This window comes from Gordonia aurantiaca (assembly GCF_039939235.1).
In the GTDB taxonomy this organism is placed as follows: Bacteria; Actinomycetota; Actinomycetes; order Mycobacteriales; family Mycobacteriaceae; genus Gordonia.
Genome location: NZ_JBDUUF010000010.1, coordinates 1 through 16,858, shown reverse-complemented (window position 1 = coordinate 16,858; position 16,858 = coordinate 1). Strand labels below are relative to the sequence as shown.

At 69.6% G+C, this 16,858-nt stretch carries 13 protein-coding genes and 1 pseudogene; 8 read left to right on the top strand and 6 right to left on the bottom strand.

Going from position 1 to position 16,858, the window contains the following annotated elements; genetic code table 11:
* The first annotated feature begins 42 nt into the window (after window positions 1-42).
* The 3 genes from sigK (at window position 43) to ABFT43_RS18015 (ending at window position 2,282) form a co-directional block, all read left to right on the top strand.
* On the top strand, window positions 43-669 hold the full coding sequence (gene sigK, locus ABFT43_RS18025; RefSeq protein ID WP_347961678.1) for an ECF RNA polymerase sigma factor SigK: 627 nt from the start codon (window positions 43-45) through the stop codon (window positions 667-669).
* 16 nt (window positions 670-685) lie between these two features.
* Window positions 686-1,045, top strand: a complete 360-nt coding sequence (locus tag ABFT43_RS18020) for an RskA family anti-sigma factor (protein ID WP_347961677.1) — start codon at window positions 686-688, stop codon at window positions 1,043-1,045.
* Window positions 1,046-1,229: 184 nt separating this feature from the next.
* A complete protein-coding gene (locus ABFT43_RS18015; RefSeq protein ID WP_347961807.1) occupies window positions 1,230-2,282 on the top strand; it encodes an alpha/beta hydrolase in 1,053 nt (350 codons plus the stop codon).
* Between the two features lie 225 nt (window positions 2,283-2,507).
* Here the strand turns inward: ABFT43_RS18015 and ABFT43_RS18010 are convergent, their stop codons facing one another.
* A complete protein-coding gene (locus ABFT43_RS18010) occupies window positions 2,508-2,876 on the bottom strand; it encodes a LuxR C-terminal-related transcriptional regulator (protein ID WP_168702509.1) in 369 nt (122 codons plus the stop codon).
* Between the two features lie 228 nt (window positions 2,877-3,104).
* Window positions 3,105-3,800 (bottom strand): DNA-binding response regulator, encoded by a 696-nt coding sequence (locus tag ABFT43_RS18005; protein ID WP_168702508.1) that lies wholly within the window; start codon window positions 3,798-3,800, stop codon window positions 3,105-3,107.
* A gap of 274 nt (window positions 3,801-4,074) precedes the next feature.
* On the opposite strand from ABFT43_RS18005, the gene ABFT43_RS18000 reads away from it, so the two are divergent.
* Complete coding sequence (locus tag ABFT43_RS18000) at window positions 4,075-4,830, top strand: acetoacetate decarboxylase family protein (protein ID WP_347961676.1); 756 nt, start codon at window positions 4,075-4,077, stop codon at window positions 4,828-4,830.
* 69 nt (window positions 4,831-4,899) lie between these two features.
* Window positions 4,900-5,906: pseudogene (locus ABFT43_RS17995) on the top strand (pirin family protein).
* A gap of 29 nt (window positions 5,907-5,935) precedes the next feature.
* Here ABFT43_RS17995 and ABFT43_RS17990 read toward each other — a convergent pair.
* Window positions 5,936-6,859, bottom strand: a complete 924-nt coding sequence (locus ABFT43_RS17990; RefSeq protein WP_347961675.1) for a glycosyltransferase — start codon at window positions 6,857-6,859, stop codon at window positions 5,936-5,938.
* A gap of 140 nt (window positions 6,860-6,999) precedes the next feature.
* On the opposite strand from ABFT43_RS17990, the gene ABFT43_RS17985 reads away from it, so the two are divergent.
* From ABFT43_RS17985 to ABFT43_RS17975, 3 genes are all read left to right on the top strand, one after another.
* Window positions 7,000-7,518, top strand: coding sequence for a DUF4878 domain-containing protein (locus ABFT43_RS17985; protein WP_347961674.1), 519 nt, complete (start codon window positions 7,000-7,002; stop codon window positions 7,516-7,518).
* Window positions 7,519-7,617: 99 nt separating this feature from the next.
* Window positions 7,618-8,256 (top strand): DUF4190 domain-containing protein, encoded by a 639-nt coding sequence (locus ABFT43_RS17980; RefSeq protein ID WP_347961673.1) that lies wholly within the window; start codon window positions 7,618-7,620, stop codon window positions 8,254-8,256.
* Between the two features lie 274 nt (window positions 8,257-8,530).
* Window positions 8,531-9,418 carry an alpha/beta hydrolase gene (locus ABFT43_RS17975; RefSeq protein WP_457590178.1) on the top strand — a complete coding sequence of 296 codons (888 nt, stop codon included), beginning with the start codon at window positions 8,531-8,533 and terminating at the stop codon, window positions 9,416-9,418.
* A gap of 350 nt (window positions 9,419-9,768) precedes the next feature.
* On the opposite strand, the gene ABFT43_RS17970 is transcribed toward ABFT43_RS17975, so the two are convergent.
* The 3 genes from ABFT43_RS17970 to ABFT43_RS17960 all read right to left on the bottom strand — a co-directional run bounded on the left by ABFT43_RS17970 (window position 9,769) and on the right by ABFT43_RS17960 (window position 16,824).
* Window positions 9,769-9,993 (bottom strand): MbtH family protein, encoded by a 225-nt coding sequence (locus tag ABFT43_RS17970; protein ID WP_168702488.1) that lies wholly within the window; start codon window positions 9,991-9,993, stop codon window positions 9,769-9,771.
* Between the two features lie 155 nt (window positions 9,994-10,148).
* Entirely contained in the window at window positions 10,149-10,424 is a 276-nt protein-coding gene (locus tag ABFT43_RS17965; protein WP_168704877.1) for a hypothetical protein, read from the bottom strand.
* Window positions 10,425-10,875: 451 nt separating this feature from the next.
* Window positions 10,876-16,824: an amino acid adenylation domain-containing protein gene (locus ABFT43_RS17960; protein WP_347961672.1), complete on the bottom strand. Its 5,949-nt coding sequence runs from the start codon at window positions 16,822-16,824 to the stop codon at window positions 10,876-10,878.
* Window positions 16,825-16,858 lie beyond the last annotated feature (34 nt).

The window sequence follows — 16,858 nt, the reverse complement described above, 5'->3', positions numbered from 1 at the left end:
GATCCCCGGAGATGCACCACCGGTTTTGGTTACCGTGGAGCGGTGACGTCGGACGCTGGCGGCGCGACCCCCGATGAGTATCTCTCCGCCCGCCCTCCGCACGGACGGGGACACGAATCCCAGCTGTTGCGCGACCTGATCCACTCGGCCTCCCACGGGGACCGGGCAGCCTTCACACGTCTCTACGACCTGACCAGCTCCCGCATCTACGGACTGGCCTTCCGGGTGGTCCGCGACCGCGAGTACGCGGAGGAGATCGTCCAGGAGGCATATCTCCAGTACTGGCAGAAGGCCGCCGAATACCACGCGTCCCGCGGATCGGTCATCACCTGGATGATGACGATCGCCCATCGCCGCGCCGTCGACCGGGTCCGCACCGAACAGCTCCAGCAGACGCGGATGTCCCAGTACGGCGCGGTGTCCGTGGAAACCCCACGCAACATTCCGCTCGAGGTCGTTGTCCACGCCGACGAGGCGCGTACGCTACGGACATGCCTCGGCGAACTCACGGCATTGCAACGGAGTTGTATCGAGATGTCGTACTTCGGGGGGCTGACCTATCCGGAGGTGGCGCAGCGAACCGAGACCCCTCTGCCGACCATCAAGTCCCGGATCCGAGACGGTCTGCGCCGGCTGAGGCAATGCCTGAGGACGCAGGAGGATGTCTGAACTGACCATGACCTCAATGGACGCGGACCCTGGTGACGAGATCTCCGCCTGGCTCGACGACCACGTCGAGCTGTATGCGCTCGACTCCCTGCCCTCGGACGAAGCCGCCCGCTTCGAGCGTGAACTGGCGGCGCTCCCCGCCGACGAACGCTCGGCCTACGAGGAGCGGATCACCGAGGTCCACGTGGTCATGGCCCGCTACTCCTCCGGCTACGCACTGAGGCCGCCGCCCGAACTCCGTCGGCGTGTGCTCGCACAGGTCTTCGACGACCCCGGGGACCTCACCCGTCCCGACACGTCCGGCGGTTCCTCCGTGCTCTCGGTTGCGCGGCGACGCGCGAGGTCCGCGCTCGCCGCGATCCTGCGGAAGGCCTGATCGCCTGCCACCACCGCGCTCCGGAGGCCGCACTCCGCCGGCCGCGGGCCACGGCGCCGCTGTCCCGGCGGCGCTGTCCCCGGCGCCGCTGTCCCGGCATTCGAGACCGGGTTCTCGGAATCGAGTAGCGAATCGCCGGTCCCCGACGATGCCTAGACTGATGGCACGTTCGCCGGCCGTCGCCATGGTTGCGATCGTGGCCGACGGCAGCGACCTGACGAGGGGTGATGGTGTGAAGAGTCGGTGGTGGATCGTGGTTCTCACGGCGGGAGCGGTCCTCACCGCACTGTTCGCCCTGCCGGCGGCGCCGGCCGGCGCCGCGTCCCCGTCGCGCATCATCGACGTCTACGACGACGGCCAGCAGCAGGACACTCTGATGGTCCATTCGGAGTCGATGAACCGGACCGTCATGGTCACGGTGCTCACACCGCGGGACCGGAAGCGGCCCGCGCCGGTCCTCTATCTCCTCAACGGCGCCGGCGGCGGCGAGGACTCGGCGACATGGGATGCGCGTACCACCTACAAGCGCTACTTCGCCGACAAGAACGCGTACGTGGTCACCCCGATCGGCGGCGCGTTCTCCTATTACACGGACTGGCAGCGCGACGACCCGGTCCTCGGCCGCAACAAGTGGCAGACCTTTCTGACCAGGGAGTTGCCGCCGCTCATCGACGACCGGTATCCGACCACCGGCAAGAACGCGGTCGCCGGGATCTCGATGGCCGGCACCTCGGTGCTCAACCTCGCGATCGCCGCGCCCGGACTCTACGAGTCGGTCGCCGCGTTCAGCGGTTGCGCGCGGACCAGCGACCCGGCCGGTCAGCAGTACATCAAGATGGTCGTCGAGGATCGCGGCGGCGGGAACATGGTGAACATGTGGGGACCGCTGAACGGTCCCGGCTGGCGACAGAACGACCCGTACCTCAACGCCGAGAAACTGCGTGGCACAAGGGTTTACATGACCAGCGGGACCGGCGCGCCGGGCACCCACGAACACCTCGGAGCACGGGGCGTCGAGGGTGACGGGTTCGCCCTGGCCAACCAGGCCATCGTGGGTGGCGCCATCGAGGTCGCCATCGACATCTGCACCCGCCAGATGGTCCATCGAATGCACCAGCTCGGCCTGCCGGTGCATGTGAACCTGCGGCCGAACGGCACCCACTCATGGGGCTACTGGCAGGACGACCTGTACGCGACCTGGCCGAAGATCGAGCGCGACCTCACCGCCGCCGGCTGAGCGGGCCCGCCTCCCCGGGGCGAGGACCATTCGGACCCCCATCGTCGAAGCGCTCTGCGCGGGAAGCGGTTCCGTCACGCCCCGCGCAGGTTCCACACCCGCTCGACGATCGGGCCCGAGGGCTCCCGGGAACACGAGAGATCGCCCGCGGCCGGGCCGACCACGGGCGATCTGACACAAGGAACAACCCGCGCGAGCGGGCGCCCGGGAGGCCCGGGCGCCGGCTCACCAGCGGTCGAGGCTGGTGAAGCCGTCCTGGAGCGCCCGTGCGAACAGGTGCGTCTTGGTGGGTGCGGGGCGCCCGACCGCGGTGTACTTGGCGCGGATACGTGCGAGGTGGGTGCTCACCGTCGAGGCCGAGATGAACAGGCGTGCGGCCGCCTCCTCCTTCGACTCGGCGGCCAGCCATGCCAGGAGCACCTCCACCTCGCGGTCGGAGAGACTCGGCCGCGGCAGGCTCGCCGGCTTGGGCTCGCCCACGGTCCGATAGTCGGAGAGCCGTGAGACCCCGGCTGCCTCCGGCGACCCGACGCGACGCGGATCCGCCCCCCCTCGCGGAGGTACGGTGCGAAAAACTCCTGTAGTGGCCGTCACTGGTCCATCCCCTTGTGTGTCCGGCGTATCGCCCGCGTCCCCGACTCCGCATGCTCTACGCGCCATTCCCGATGCTCCAAAACTAGAGCTCCGGTCCCCTGCCCGGTAGACCCAGAAATGGGGACTTCTGTCGTCGTCAAGCGGTTCATCGACTGATTCCCGCATGATCACGCCTCCCCCTTCACTGATTCCGCAGTGAATCGCTGCCCCTGGATCGACCGAAATCCCTCAATCCGGACGGTTCACCGCCCGCCGGCCCCGGTGCCGCTGGGGAACCGGGAGCCACCCGTCCTCGACCGCCCGCTTGAAGAGATCGACCTTCGTCCTGGTCGGGCGGCCGGCGTCGGCGTACTTCTGCCGGATGCGCTTCAAGTACTCGTTGACGGTCTCCGCCGACACCCCGAGTGCCTCGCCCACGCGTGCCGAGGTCTCCCCCGACGCGTAGAGCGCCAGCACCTTCTGGAGTTGGGGCGACAGGTCGACCGCCGCGAGCTCGGGGTCGCCGTCGATGGCGGCGGCCCATTCCGTCGTGAGGACCGCACGCCCCTCGGCGGCGGCCCGGATGGAGTCGATGATCACCGACTCGTCGGCCGACTTGAGCACGACGCCCAGGGCGCCCGCCCGCGCCGCCGACCGGAGCAACGCCGGATGCTCGCCCGAGGTGTACACCACGGTGGCGACCCCCGCGTCGGTGAGGGCGTTCACGTTCTCCCGCGGCGTGGTCCCGTCGTCGAGACGCAGATCCAGCAGCACCACGTCGAGAGGCATCCCGGCGAGCACCCCGGCGACCGTCGACGCCGAGCACACCAGGGAGATGTCGTCGACGGTGTCGAGCACCCGCTCGATCCCCCAGATCGGCGAGCGGTGGTCGTCGACCATACCCACGCGTATCACGCGTCTGCCACCGGACCCCGCGTCGGTCATCGACGACGCCCCCCTTTCTCGCTGAGATGCCGTTTCCGGCCTCTCAGCAATTACACAGCTTCGTCCGCCCTCGTACCGGCGAACCTATCGGACCATTCCGACAAGAAAGTCAGTCAGATGCCATACCTGCAACAACTGGTCTCTTTTTGTCACAGATGTGGTCCCCGAGATGGGGGACATCGGGCGATTCAGCCCTCTTCACGCAGGCCTCATGCGAAACTGGAACACGTTCTAAGAATGCGGGGACAAACCGATCGACAAGCGAGGAGAACCGGTGAGCGCACCTTCGACGCACGACATCCTGGGCACCACGGTGACCATGCCCGTGGAGATCCGTCAAGCCAGGTGCTTCGTCGCCGCGTTCACCGCCGACACCGCCGCTGTGCAGCGCGCCATCGACAGCGAGTCCGCCCGGCCCGGAACGCTGCGTCCGCTGCGCATCCGCCCCGGCCGGTCGATGTGCATGATCGTGTTCGTCGACTACATCGACGGCGATCTCGGGCCGTACAACGAGTTCGGGGTCTGCTTCCTGGTGGAGGACCCGGCGCAGCCACCCGCCTCCCCGATCGCGGCGCTCCGCTCGCTCGTCCGAGGCGACGCGCGCGCACTCGTGCACCGACTGCCGGTCGATGGCGACTTCACCCTCGCCGCCGGGCGCGGCATCTGGGGTTTCCCGAAGACGCTCGCCGACTTCGACGTCGACCACGCCTCGCCGGGCCGGCGCGGACGCGTCGAGGCCGACGGACAGCTCATCGCGGACCTGCGGCTGAAGCCCGGTCTCAAGGTCCCCGACACGACCGCCGACACGGTGCTCCACGCGTACTCCCAGCTCGACGGTGTCACGCGGCTCACGCCGTGGCGCCTGACCTCGGTGACCGGCACCCGAACCCGCATCGGCGGCGCGAGCCTCGTCCTCGGCGATCATCCGATCGCCACCGAGCTCCGATCCCTGCGACTCGGCAGGCATGCACTCATGACCAGCTCGGTGGACCGCATCACCATGCGGTTCGAGGACCCCGTCGTCGTCTGAGCCGCGGTCGCGGGACCCGGGTCCGCCGACGCCCACCCACGCCGGCCGTGCGCCGGGGACAATGGCGGGATGAGCAACCTGGAGACCGAACCGGCCGAACTCGACTGTCACGGTTACGCCGGGGTGGCGACCGCCACGGGCTCGCTGCACCTCGAGGTCCTCGCCGCGCGCGACGTCCCGCTCGGGGGCCCGCGCGCGATGACGGTCCACCGGACCCTGCCGCAGCGGTCGCGGACGCTCATCGGCGCGTGGTGCTTCGTCGACCACTACGGTCCCGACGACGTGTCGCTGACCGGCGGCATGGACGTGCCGCCCCACCCGCACACCGGATTGCAGACCGCCAGCTGGCTGTTCACCGGAGAGGTCGAGCACCGCGACACGATGGGCAACCACGCCATGGTCCGGCCGGGTGAGCTCAACCTGATGACCGCCGGGCACGGCATCGCCCACACCGAGGTGTCGACACCGGACACGACCATCCTGCACGGGGTGCAGCTGTGGATCGCGTTGCCCGCCGAGGCCGCCGACACGCCACGGGATTTCGCCCATCACCGACCCGACGACGTCGTCGTGGGCGGGGTCCGCCCACGGTATTCCTCGGGGACCTCCTCGGCGTGCGTTCGCCGGTGCACACCTTCACTCCCCTGCTCGGCGCGCAGCTCGACTTCGAACCCGGCGCCTTGGTGGAGATCGACGTCGACCCCGCGTTCGAGCACGGCATCCTCGTCGACACCGGCACGGTCGGCGTCGACGGCACCGACGCCCCGGCGCTGGAGCGGACCGAACTCGGCTACCTCGGTCTCGGGGCGTCGCATCTCACGCTCCGCAACGTCGGCGACGGGCCGGCGCGCATCCTCCTGCTCGGCGGCGCCCCGCTCGGCGAGGACATCGTGATGTGGTGGAACTTCATCGGGCGCAACCACGACGAGATCGTCGCGTTCCGCGAGGAGTGGATGGCGCACAGCGAGAGGTTCGGGCAGGTGGAGGGCTACCAGGGCACGATCCAGCACCTGCCCGCACCCGCGCTGCCGCATTCGCAGCTGCGTCCCCGGCGGAACACGCCGGGGCGTGCGTGACGACCTTCTTCCTGGTGCACCGGGGAGAGCTAGTGCACCGGGGAGACCCGGCCCCGCAGGCCGTTGCGGATGTGCCGCCGGCCCCAGGTGCGGGTCTCGAGGTCGTAGGGCAGCAGGACCGCCCAGATCAGCCAGCCGGTCACCAGCCACATCGGGATCATCAGCCACAGCCTCACGACCATCGCGTACTCGCCGTGCAGCCGGTAGGTTCGCGGCCCGGCCATGGTGTAGCCGAGGTTCGACACGGGGGTCGCTTTGGCGCGTCGGTACGACTGCGCGGCGAGCATCGTCGGGAGGTACCACGCGGTGAAGCCCTTCTTCTTGAGCGCGAGATACAGGTCGACGTCCTCGAGGACGTTCGTGGCGCGCACCTGCAGGTCCCGCGCCGCCTGCCAGGCACTCTTCCGGACGGCCATGTTGGCCCCGTAGAGATTCGGACGCTCGCGACCCCGTCGCGCCCGCGGGTCGGCCGCCCGCTTGCGCAGCGACCGTTCGAGCCGATCCCCGAGCGGGACGTCGTACGGGTACGTCGGGCCGGACACCCCCGCGATCTCCGGGTGGGCGTCCATGAATTCGATGACCTCGCGCGACCACTCGGGATCCACGCGGGTGTCGGCGTCGATTCGTCCGAGCAGGTCACCGCGCGCCTCCTCGAAGCCGCGCTCACGCGCCCAGATGAGCCCAGGCCTCGGCTCGGTCACCACCCTCACCGGCAGCCGGTCGGCGTACGATCGCACGATCTCCAGGGTGCGGTCGGTGCAGTTGTTGTCGACCACGATGCATTCGTCGACCGGACGCTCCAGCCCCGCAAGGGACTCCAGGCATCCCCCGATCGTTTCCTCCTCGTTCAGCACAGGGATCACCACACTGAGACGTACCAATCCAGACCTTTCGACCGTGTTTCGGACATGGCCGGGACCAGGGACCCGGCATCGACTATGGGCCGTACCCATCAGATGGCATGGCAAACCCGCGACCGGCCACACCACACCCGATCCCGGGGTCGACCCGTGGACACCGCCGGGCAGGTTAGTCTCGGCTCACTGCCAAACGGGCCAATCCATAGGTAGTAAGCCGAGCGAAGGGAAGTCAATTGAAGATCCGGAAGTCCGCCGCCGTCGTCGCGCTGGCCGGAGCCGCTCTGTTCGCCACCGCCGCCTGCTCCGACTCCTCGGACAGCGTCGACGAGGCCACCAGCAAGGTCTCGACGGCCGTCGCGTCGGCCGCCTCGGAGGTCTCCACCGCCGTCGAGGACGCCGTCGACGAGGTCACCGGGCTGAGCACGAGCAAGGCCCAGGAGATCCTGCGCAAGGCCGTCGACCCGGCCACCCCCGCCGAGGAGATCGACTCCGTCGTCGACACCTCGGATCCCGCGACCAAGGCCGCGATCATCGCGTTCGCCAAGGGGTCCTCGGCCGCCGGCTACACCCCCGACATCTACACGGTGAAGGAAGTGAAGAAGGACGGCGACAAGGCCGTCGCCACGGTGGAGGTGAAGAGTCCGCACGCTCCCGCGCCGGTCGACATCAACCTCACCTACGTCGACGCCGACGGATGGAAGCTCAGCGGCGACGCCGTCACCCAGCTCGCCAGCCAGGGACAGGGCCGGTAGCCGCACCCGAGGCGAACTGCGACGCCCACCGCACCTCGTGCCCGTCGGTACACTCGCGCACATCGGCCTGCGCGAGTGGCCGGCGAGCGAGGAGGAGCCGTGGGCGCCGACAATTCCACCCAACCGTTCCCACCGGCCGTCACCGACCGATACGAGCGGTGGCCCGCGGTGAACGATCTCGACGAGACGTCCCGGCCCGCCGACACACCGGCTCCGCCGGCCGGCCCGAGGGCGCGGACCCGTGTGGAATCACGCGGATCGCTCTTGTCATCCCGCCGCGCCCCGGTGGAGCACGCCCCACTCCCGCCGGTGGGCGATTTCTGGGACCTCGAGAATCCCGGGACCGACGGCCTCTCTCCGGCCGCGCGGCCGGAGAGAGGCCGGAACACCGGCGTCGCGCTCGCTTTCCCTCATGCGGTCCGACGCCCGGCGCCGACGCCCCATGCCCCGCCGACGCCCTATGTCCCGCCGCGGACGGACCGCACGGTGGCGCCGGCGGCGTCGATCGCACTCGCCACCGGGCTGGTGTCGATTCCGCTGACCCTGGCCCTCGGCCTCGGCGCGGTCCTCGGCATGATCGCGATCGTCGCCGGCGTCGTCGGCATCCGGAAGGTCAACAGGTCTCCGGCGAGCACCAAGGGCACCGGCCGCGCGGTCACGGGCATCGTCTGCGGCGCGGGCAGCGTGCTCGTCGGTGGCCCGATCCTGCTGTTCCTGGCCGTTCTCGTCACCCTCTGACGGCAGGCACCGATATTTGTCACAATTTCACTCAACCGTACGGACCACACTTCGTCGCGCCCCGCCTGCGCGGTCTGGTTCGGGGCCGTACACTGCTGCGAGAGTTCACCTTCGACGACCACGACGACGAGAAGCGGTGTGCGTGACCACGATCTGCAGCAGTAGGACCGTCCGGATCGCACTGGCATTGGCATTCGCCACCGTCGCCGCGCTCGCAGGGCCGTCCGCGGCTTCCGCAGAACCCCGCGCAGGGTCGTCGATCACGTCGAAATCCGTGTCCGTCAACGATTCCCGCCAGGTGCACCTCACCGTGCACTCGGCGTCGATGGGCCGCGACATCGAGGTCTCCGTCCGCGTGCCGCGGGACACGTCCACGCCGAGTCCGACCCTGTATCTGCTCAACGGGGCCGCCGGCGAGGATTCACCGACGACAAAGGCCCGCGCGAGGTACAACTCCTACTTCGACGACCGCAAGGTGTTCGTCGTGATCCCGCTGGACGGCGCCCATTCGTACTACACGGACTGGCTCCGCGACGATCCCACCCTCGGCCGCAACAAGTGGCAGACGTTCCTGACCGAGGAGCTCCCGCCACTCATCGACGAGGAGTTCAACACGACCGGCGCCAACGCCGCCGCGGGCATCTCGATGTCGGGTACCTCGGTCTTCAATCTCGCGATTGCCAAACCCGGCCTGTACCGCGCGATCGGCGCGTACAGCGGCTGCGCGCGCACCAGCGACCCGCTCGGCCAGCGCTATGTGCGCATCGTGGTCGAGGGCCGCGGCGGCGCAGACGCGACGAACATGTGGGGGCCGCTCGACGGCCCGGGATGGCGTTCCAACGACCCCTACCTGAACGCGCACAAACTGCGCAGCACCAAGGTCTACATGACCACCGGCACCGGCCGGATGGGTTCCCACGACCGCCTCGACGACGAGATGATCGGCGGGGACGCACTCAAGCTCGGCGATCAGGCCGTCGTCGGCGGTGTCGTCGAGGCCGCGGTCGACAGCTGCACGCGACAGATGGCCAAGCGGCTCGACCAGCTCGGCATCGAGCACACGACGATCCTGCGTCCCACCGGCACGCACTCGTGGGGCTACTGGCAGGACGACCTGCGCAAGACCTGGCCGATGATCGAACGCGATCTCGCCGGACACTGAGACCCCGTCCGACCGGGCACGCAGGCCGGGCACACCGGCGTCGCCCCCCGACCCCGGGCCCGGTCGACAACCGAGCCGCATTCCGGCTGCGCCGCTGCGATCAAGCAGCCGCTGCGATGGAGCAGGGCGGTGGGTCGTCCCACACCCCGACACTCACGGCGCCCGGGCAGCACCATGCCCCGAACCACGGTGCCCGGACTGCACGGTGTGCCGCACACAGCACAGTGACCCACACGGCACAGTGCCGCACACAGCACAATCCCGTACACAGCACAATCCCGTACACAGCACAATGCCCGCGCCGATGACCGGCGCGGGCACTGGGTCCGAGCTGTTGTGGTTTGTGGGATCTAGCCGGCGGCCTGATCCTCTTCCATGGCCTTGATGAGACTGGCCGGACGCAGATCGGTCCAGTTCTCGTTCACGTAGTCCACCGCTTCTTGCCGACTTCCGGGACCGAACACCTGCTTCCACCCGGCCGGGATGTCGGCGAAGGTCGGCCACAGCGAGTGCTGGTTCTCGTCGTTGACCAGTACGTAGAACTCGCCGTTCTCGTCATCGAAAGGGTTCGTCATAGTCGACTGTTCTCTCCATTGTCTCGGAACCGTGACACGTCGGCGCGATGGCCACGGTCACACTTCACCATACCGCGCACGTTGCGCCGCACGCTAACCGATGGGTGCAGATGGGTCGAACAACCGACAGCGGACTCCAGCGGCAATGACGCAGGTCAGCCTGCGGGACGGAGGTGGCGGACCGGTGCGATCTGCTCCGCTCCCGCCTCGGCCTCCACATGGCGACCCAACCATGCGATGGCGCCGCTGATGACGCGCATGTCCTCGGCCGGCGACACCGTACGCAGGTCGTACGGCAACAACGACATCAGTGCGGTGTACAGCAACGCCGAGGCGTCCACCTGTTCACCGATCTCCGCGACCCGTTCGGCGAGCGCGCCGTACGTGATCGGGTGACCGGCGAGGCGCACCGCCACCATACGAGGCGTCATCAGGCCTCGATACTCGATGTCTGCCAATAAAGCATCCATATCCATGCCCGTCCCTTCCCCCCCTTGCGAGCAACATCATCTGATCAGACGACGTTGGTTGAGATGATTCCTTATCTGCCGCCTTTCGGAAAGTGGTAGAGGGGACTTTGTGTGTAAACACCCTGTGCCGCTACTCACAGTCGATCGGGTTCAGCCCGAGTAGCTGCTGCTCAGCCACCCGTCTGCGACGCTACCAGCCGATTCGGGTGTTACTGGTGTGGCTGCTGTTGCGATCGGATAACCGTGTGATGAATGGACGCCACAGAACCGAACGCATCCGACATCCCGCCCGGACAAACGGTTGTCGCCCCATTCCGTCGAGACGCGATCGATATCGGAGTGAGATGTGGAAAGGGGTGTCCCGGCCGCCGCCCGCGGCCGGGACACCCCTCTCGCCGTCCTCCGGCGGTCGTCAGTTCTCTCCGGTGAGCATCTTCGCCACCACCGGACCGATCTGCGCCCACGCCCGAGTGGTCGTCATGTTGTCGTGTGACGACCACACGTCGAACACCTCGACGTCGCCGGCAACCTCGCGCCAGTCCGCCGTCGGGTCCTCGCGGACGTGGCGTCCGAGACGGGCCGCGAAGTAGACGAGGCGCCCGTCGTAGCGACTCGGCGTGTGGGTCCGGACCAGGGTGCCGGACCGAGCGGCACTCGCGATGATCGCCTCCAGGCGCGACGTGAGCTCGGCCGGGAATCCGGGCATCGAGGCCAGCGCCGCGACCGGGTCGGTCGCGAACTCCTCGTCGCCGAGGTCGACCTCGATCCCCATCCCGGCGAGAACCTCGCCGAGGTTGGCGACGACCTCGTCCTCGCCGACCTCGACCAGCTGCAGGTGGCTGTCGAGGAGGACCAGCGAACCGACCTCGTGTCCGGCCTGCTGCAGCTGTGCCGCGATCTCGTGGGCGATCAGACCGCCGAGCGACCAGCCGAGCAGGTGGTACGGACCGTCGGCCTGCACCTGTCGGATGTGCTCGACGTAGGTCGCGGCGATCTCCCGGATGGTGGCCGGCAGCTCGCCGCCCGACAGCACGGGCGACTGGATGCCGTACACCGGCCGATCCTCGGGCAGGTGGTCCAGGAGTTCGCGGTACGACCATGCGAGACCCGTGAACGGGTGCACGCAGAACAGCGGCTTGCGCTCTCCTTCGGTCCGCAGCGGCAGGAGGACGCCGAGACCGTCGTCTGCCGTGCCCTCGCCCCCGGCGGATTCCGCCAGTCGGGCCGCGATCGCCCGCGGGGTGGCGTCGGCGAAGAGCGTCTGCAGCGGCAACCGCCGTCCGGTGCGTTCGGTCAGCACCGACACCAGTCGGGCGGCGATGAGCGACTGTCCGCCGAGGTCGAAGAAGTTGTCGTCGACACCGACGCGCTCGGTTTCGAGCAACTCCTCGAAGACGTCGACGACCACCCGTTCGAGCGGAGTGGACGGCGCGACGTACTCCGCACGGCCGCCGAACTCCGGTTCGGGCAGCGCCGACCGGTCGATCTTGCCGGCGCCGGTCAGCGGGATCTCGGCGATGGGCACGATCGCCGCCGGGACCATGTGGGCCGGCAGCGTCTCACCCACGAAGGCCGCGAGTGCCGACGGGTCCGGATCGGCGCCGTCGACCGGCTTCACGTACGCGGCCAGTGCCGTCGCCCCGCCGGGGCCGCTGGTGCCGAGGACGTGCGCGAAGTCGACGTCGGGATGCGCCAGCAGCGCCGACTCGATCTCACCGAGCTCGATGCGGAAGCCGCGGACCTTCACCTGGAAGTCCGACCGGCCGAGGTAGTCGAGCACCCAGCCGTCGTCCGTGCGCCGCCACGCCGCGATGTCACCGGTGCGGTACATCCGCTCGCCCGGCGCGCCGTACGGGTTCGGGACGAACCGTTCGGCGGTGAGCTCCGGCCGCCGGTGGTAGCCGCGGGCAAGCGACGGACCGGCCACGTACAACTCGCCGGCCACTCCGGCGGGCACCGGGCGCAGATGTGCGTCGAGCACGAGCGCCTCCACGCCGGTGACGAGACCGCCGATGTCGACCGGATCGCCCGGCTGCAGGTCGCCGGTCGCGGTGACGAAGATCGTCGCCTCGGTCGGGCCGTAGGCGTTGACGAACGTCCGTCCCGGGGCCCACCGGGCCACCAGGTCGGCCGAGCACGCCTCGCCGCCGACCACCACGACCCGCAGGTCGTCGAGTCCCTCGGACGGCACCGACGACAACGCGCCGGGCGTCATGAAGGTGTGCGTGACGCGATGGTCGCGCAGCAACTCGGCCATCTCGTCGCCGCCGAACACGGTCGGCGGGACGATCACCATCGTCGCGGCCGACCCGAAGGCCATCAGGAACTCGAGCACCGACGCGTCGAAGCTCGGCGACGACACGTGGGTCGTCCGGTCCCCTGGTGCGAGGCGGAACCGCTCCCGCGTCGCGGCCGCGGTGTTGCGCAGGTCTCGCTGGGTCACCACGACGCCCTTGGGCAGGCCGGTCGAACCGGACGTGTAGATCATGTACGCCGCCGACTCCGGCCGCAGCGGGTGCGGACGGTCGGCGTCGGTGACCGGGTCCGACGACATGGCCGCAGACTCCGCCTCGAGTTCGGCGCCGTCGAGGACGAGCCACCGGAGACCGGAGTCGAGTTCGGAGCGGTGGGCGTCGACGGTCAGGCCCAGCACAGCGCCGGAGTCGGTCAGCATGTGCGCGATCCGCTCGACCGGGTAGCCGGGGTCGACCGGCAGGAAGGTCGCACCGGACTTGGCGACCGCCCACACCGCGGTGACCGACTCGATCGAGCGCGGCACCGCGACGGCGACGACCTGCTCGGGTCCGGCGCCGCGCGCCAGCAACAGCCGGGCGAGGCGGTTGGACCGTTCGTCGAGCTCGCGATAGGTCACCCCGACCTCGCCGGAGATCAGCGCGAGCGCGTCCGGGTCGACCGCGACCGCGTCGGCGAGCAACTCGGGCAGCGTCCGGCTGCCGAGGTCCGCCGCGCCGCGGGCCGGGACGAGCTCCCGACGGGTCTGCGGATCGAGGAGATCGATGCCCGACACCGCGGTCTGCGGTGCGCGGGCGAAGCCCTCGATCACCCGGACGACCGTCGCCAGCACGCCGTCGGCGCGCTCGGCGCCGACCACGCCGTCGAGGAACTTCAGACGCAGCGACAGCGTGCTGTTCTGTTCCGCGACGAGTGCGAGCGGGTAGTGCACCGCGTCGTTGCCGGACAACCCGGTGACGCGCATGCCGTCGATGTCGGTGCCGCCCTCGGCGCCCGAGCTCGGGTACGACTCGAACACCGCGAGGGTGTCGAAGACGGTGCCCTCGCCGGCCGCGGCCCGGATCTCGGGCAGCCCGACGTAGTGGTGGTCGAGCAGCGCGGCCTGCTCCCGCTGGATGCGGCGCAGCAGGTCGGTCACCGTCTCGCCCGGTTCGAGCCGGACCCGCACGGGCAGGGTGTTGATGAACAGGCCGAGCATCTCCTCGACGCCGTCGATCTGCGGCGGGCGGCCGGAGACCGTGGCGCCGAAGGTGACGTCGTCGCGGCCCGCGAGCGCGGCCACCGTCAGCGCCCAGGCCGCCTGGACGACGGTGTTCATGGTGAACCCGTGGTCACGGCCCAGTGCCACCAGGGACTCGGTGACCTCGGGATCGAGGTGCACCTGCAGTTCCCGGGACTCGCCGGGTTCGTCACCGTCTTCGCCGACGACGATCGTCGGCTCGGCGCTGCCCTCGAAGGCCTCACGCCACGCGTCCAGGGACCGCTGCGAATCCTGCTGCGACAGCCACACGAGGTAGTCGCGGTAGGCACGCGGACGCGGCAGATGAGTGGTGTCGCCGCGGGTCGCGTAGAGCGTGAACAGCTCTCGCAGCATCAACGGCATCGACCAGCCGTCGAGCAGCACGTGGTGGTTGAGCACGATGAGCCGGAACCGGTCCTCGGCGAGCCGGACGAACGTGAACCGGATCAGCGGCGCCGTCGTCAGGTCGAAGCCCTCGACGCGGTCGGCGACGAGCATCGACTCGAGGTCGGCCTGCTGCTCGGACTCGGAGAGGTGCGTCAGATCGACGACGCGCCACGGGACCTCGACGCGTTCGTGGACGATCTGGACCCCGGCACCGCCCGTCTGGTCGAAGGCGACGCGCAGGTTCGGGTACCTGTCGAGCAGGGCCGACGCGGCGGCCCGCATACGGTCGGCATCCACCGCCCCCTCCAGGCTCAGCATCAGCTGGACCTGGTAGAAGTCGGTCACCCCGGTGGCCTCGTCGGCGAGGTCGCCGGCCAGTCGTGCCTGGTAGAGCAGGCCTTCCTGGAGCGGCGAGAGCGACCAGACGTCGGCGATCGCCGGGTAGCGCGACTCCCAGGTGTCGATCTGGTGCTGGTCGACCTCGACGAGGTCGAAGTCGGACGGCGTGAAGCCGCCCGCCCCCGGCTGCCGAACGTGGTCGGCGAGCGCCTCGAGGGCGGTGACCCACAGCTCGGCGAACCGCTGGACCTCGTCGCGGCCGAGGATGCCGGTCGCGTAGGACAAGGTCGCGATGAGCTTCGCCGAACCGAGGGCGCCGACGGCCGAGGCGTTGATGTCGAGGACCGCGGGCACGACCATGTCCGCATCTCGTGCACCGGCGAGATCGACCGGCTCGGTACCCGTCGCGGTGTCGGCCCCTTCGGGTGCGCCGCGACGGCCGAGGTAGTTGAAGCCGATCTGCGGGGCGTCGAACTCACGCAGCTCGGCGGCGGTGTCCGGGTTCAGGTACCGGAGCAGTCCGTAGCCGATGCCGCGGTCGGGCAGGGCGCGCAGCTGTTCCTTGACGGCCTTGACCGCGCGGGCGAGGTCTCCGCCGCCGGACAGTGCGGCGGCGGGATCCGTGCCCGTGACGTCGAGGCGAACCGGGTACTGCGTGGTGAACCAGCCGACGGTGCGGGACAGGTCCGCGCCGGGCAGCACCTGTTCCTCGCGTCCGTGGCCCTCGAGTGTGACCAGGACGCTGTCGGCCTCGACGCCGCGCTCGGCGCGCCACACCGCGGTCGCGAGCGCGAGCGCGGCGAGCAGGCCGTCGTCGACGGTGCCGTGGAACGCCTCGGGCAGCCTGGTCAGCACGGCCTCGGTGACCTCGGCGGGAACCTCGACGTGGAGGTTCTCCACCGTGCTCACGACATCGCGCGCCGGGTCGACCGGACGCGCTCCGAGGAGCGGATCGCCGTCGCGCAGAACGTCGCGCCAGGTGTCGAGTTCCGCGGTCCGATGTTCGCCGCGGGCCTCGTCGGCGAGCCCGTGAACCCAACGGCGGAAGGAGGTTCCGACCGGGGCGAGGGCGACGGTCTGACCACTGGCGAGTTGTCCCCAGGCGGTGACGAGGTCGCCGGTGAGGACAGGCCACGAGACACCGTCGACGGCGAGGTGGTGGACCACCAGCACCAGCCGGCCGGACTGCTCGGTGTCCTCGGACACCATCCAGACCGCCTGCAACAGCACGCCGTTTGCCGGGTCCAGCCGGTCGGCCGCCGCGTCGAGTTCGGCGCGTGCGGTCGAGGTGAAGTCCCCGGTGTGGTCGACGCGGTGGACGAGTCCGGCGGCGTCGATCGTGCCCGGCTCGAGGATCTCGAGGCGCGGGCCCTCGGCAGCGTCGGAGACGAGCCGGGTCCGGAGTGCGTCGTGGTGGTCGAGGACCGCCTGGACGGCGCCGACGAGGTGGGCCCGGTCGACGTCGCGCGGGAGGTCGAGCACCGTCGCCTGCGAGAACCGGTCGTAGTTGCGCCCGTGCTCGATCATCCAGTGCATGATCGGCGTGAGCGGTGCCTCGCCGACGCCGCCGCCGGGCAGTTCCTCCAGCACCGGGATCTGCGCGCCGGCCTCGGCGACGCGGGCCAGGGCGGCGATCGTCTTGTGCTCGAACACCATTCGCGGAGTGAGGACGAGTCCGGCAGCCTTGGCGCGGGCGACGAGCTGGATCGACATGATGCTGTCACCGCCCAAGGCGAAGAACGAATCGTCCACACCGACCCGCTCCACACCCAACAACTCGGCAACGATACCGGCCAACACCGACTCCGCATGCGTCGACGGAGCCCGATACCCGGCAGCACGATCCTGCCGCTCCGGAGCCGGCAACGCCCTGCGATCCAACTTGCCCGACGCGTTGAGCGGCAGCGCATCGAGCGCCAGGATCACCGACGGCACCATGTACTCCGGCAACCGCGCCGCCAACGCCGACGTGACAGCGTCGATGTCCACCGACTCCCCCGGCGTGGCGACGACATAACCGACGAGCTGCTGGGCACCCGGCACGTCCTCGCGCACCACGACGACGGCCTGCGCCACCTCCGGCTGGTCCAACAACGCAGCCTCGATCTCACCGAGCTCGATCCGCAGACCACGCAACTTCACCTGGAAATCGGTACGCCCGATATAGACCAGTTCC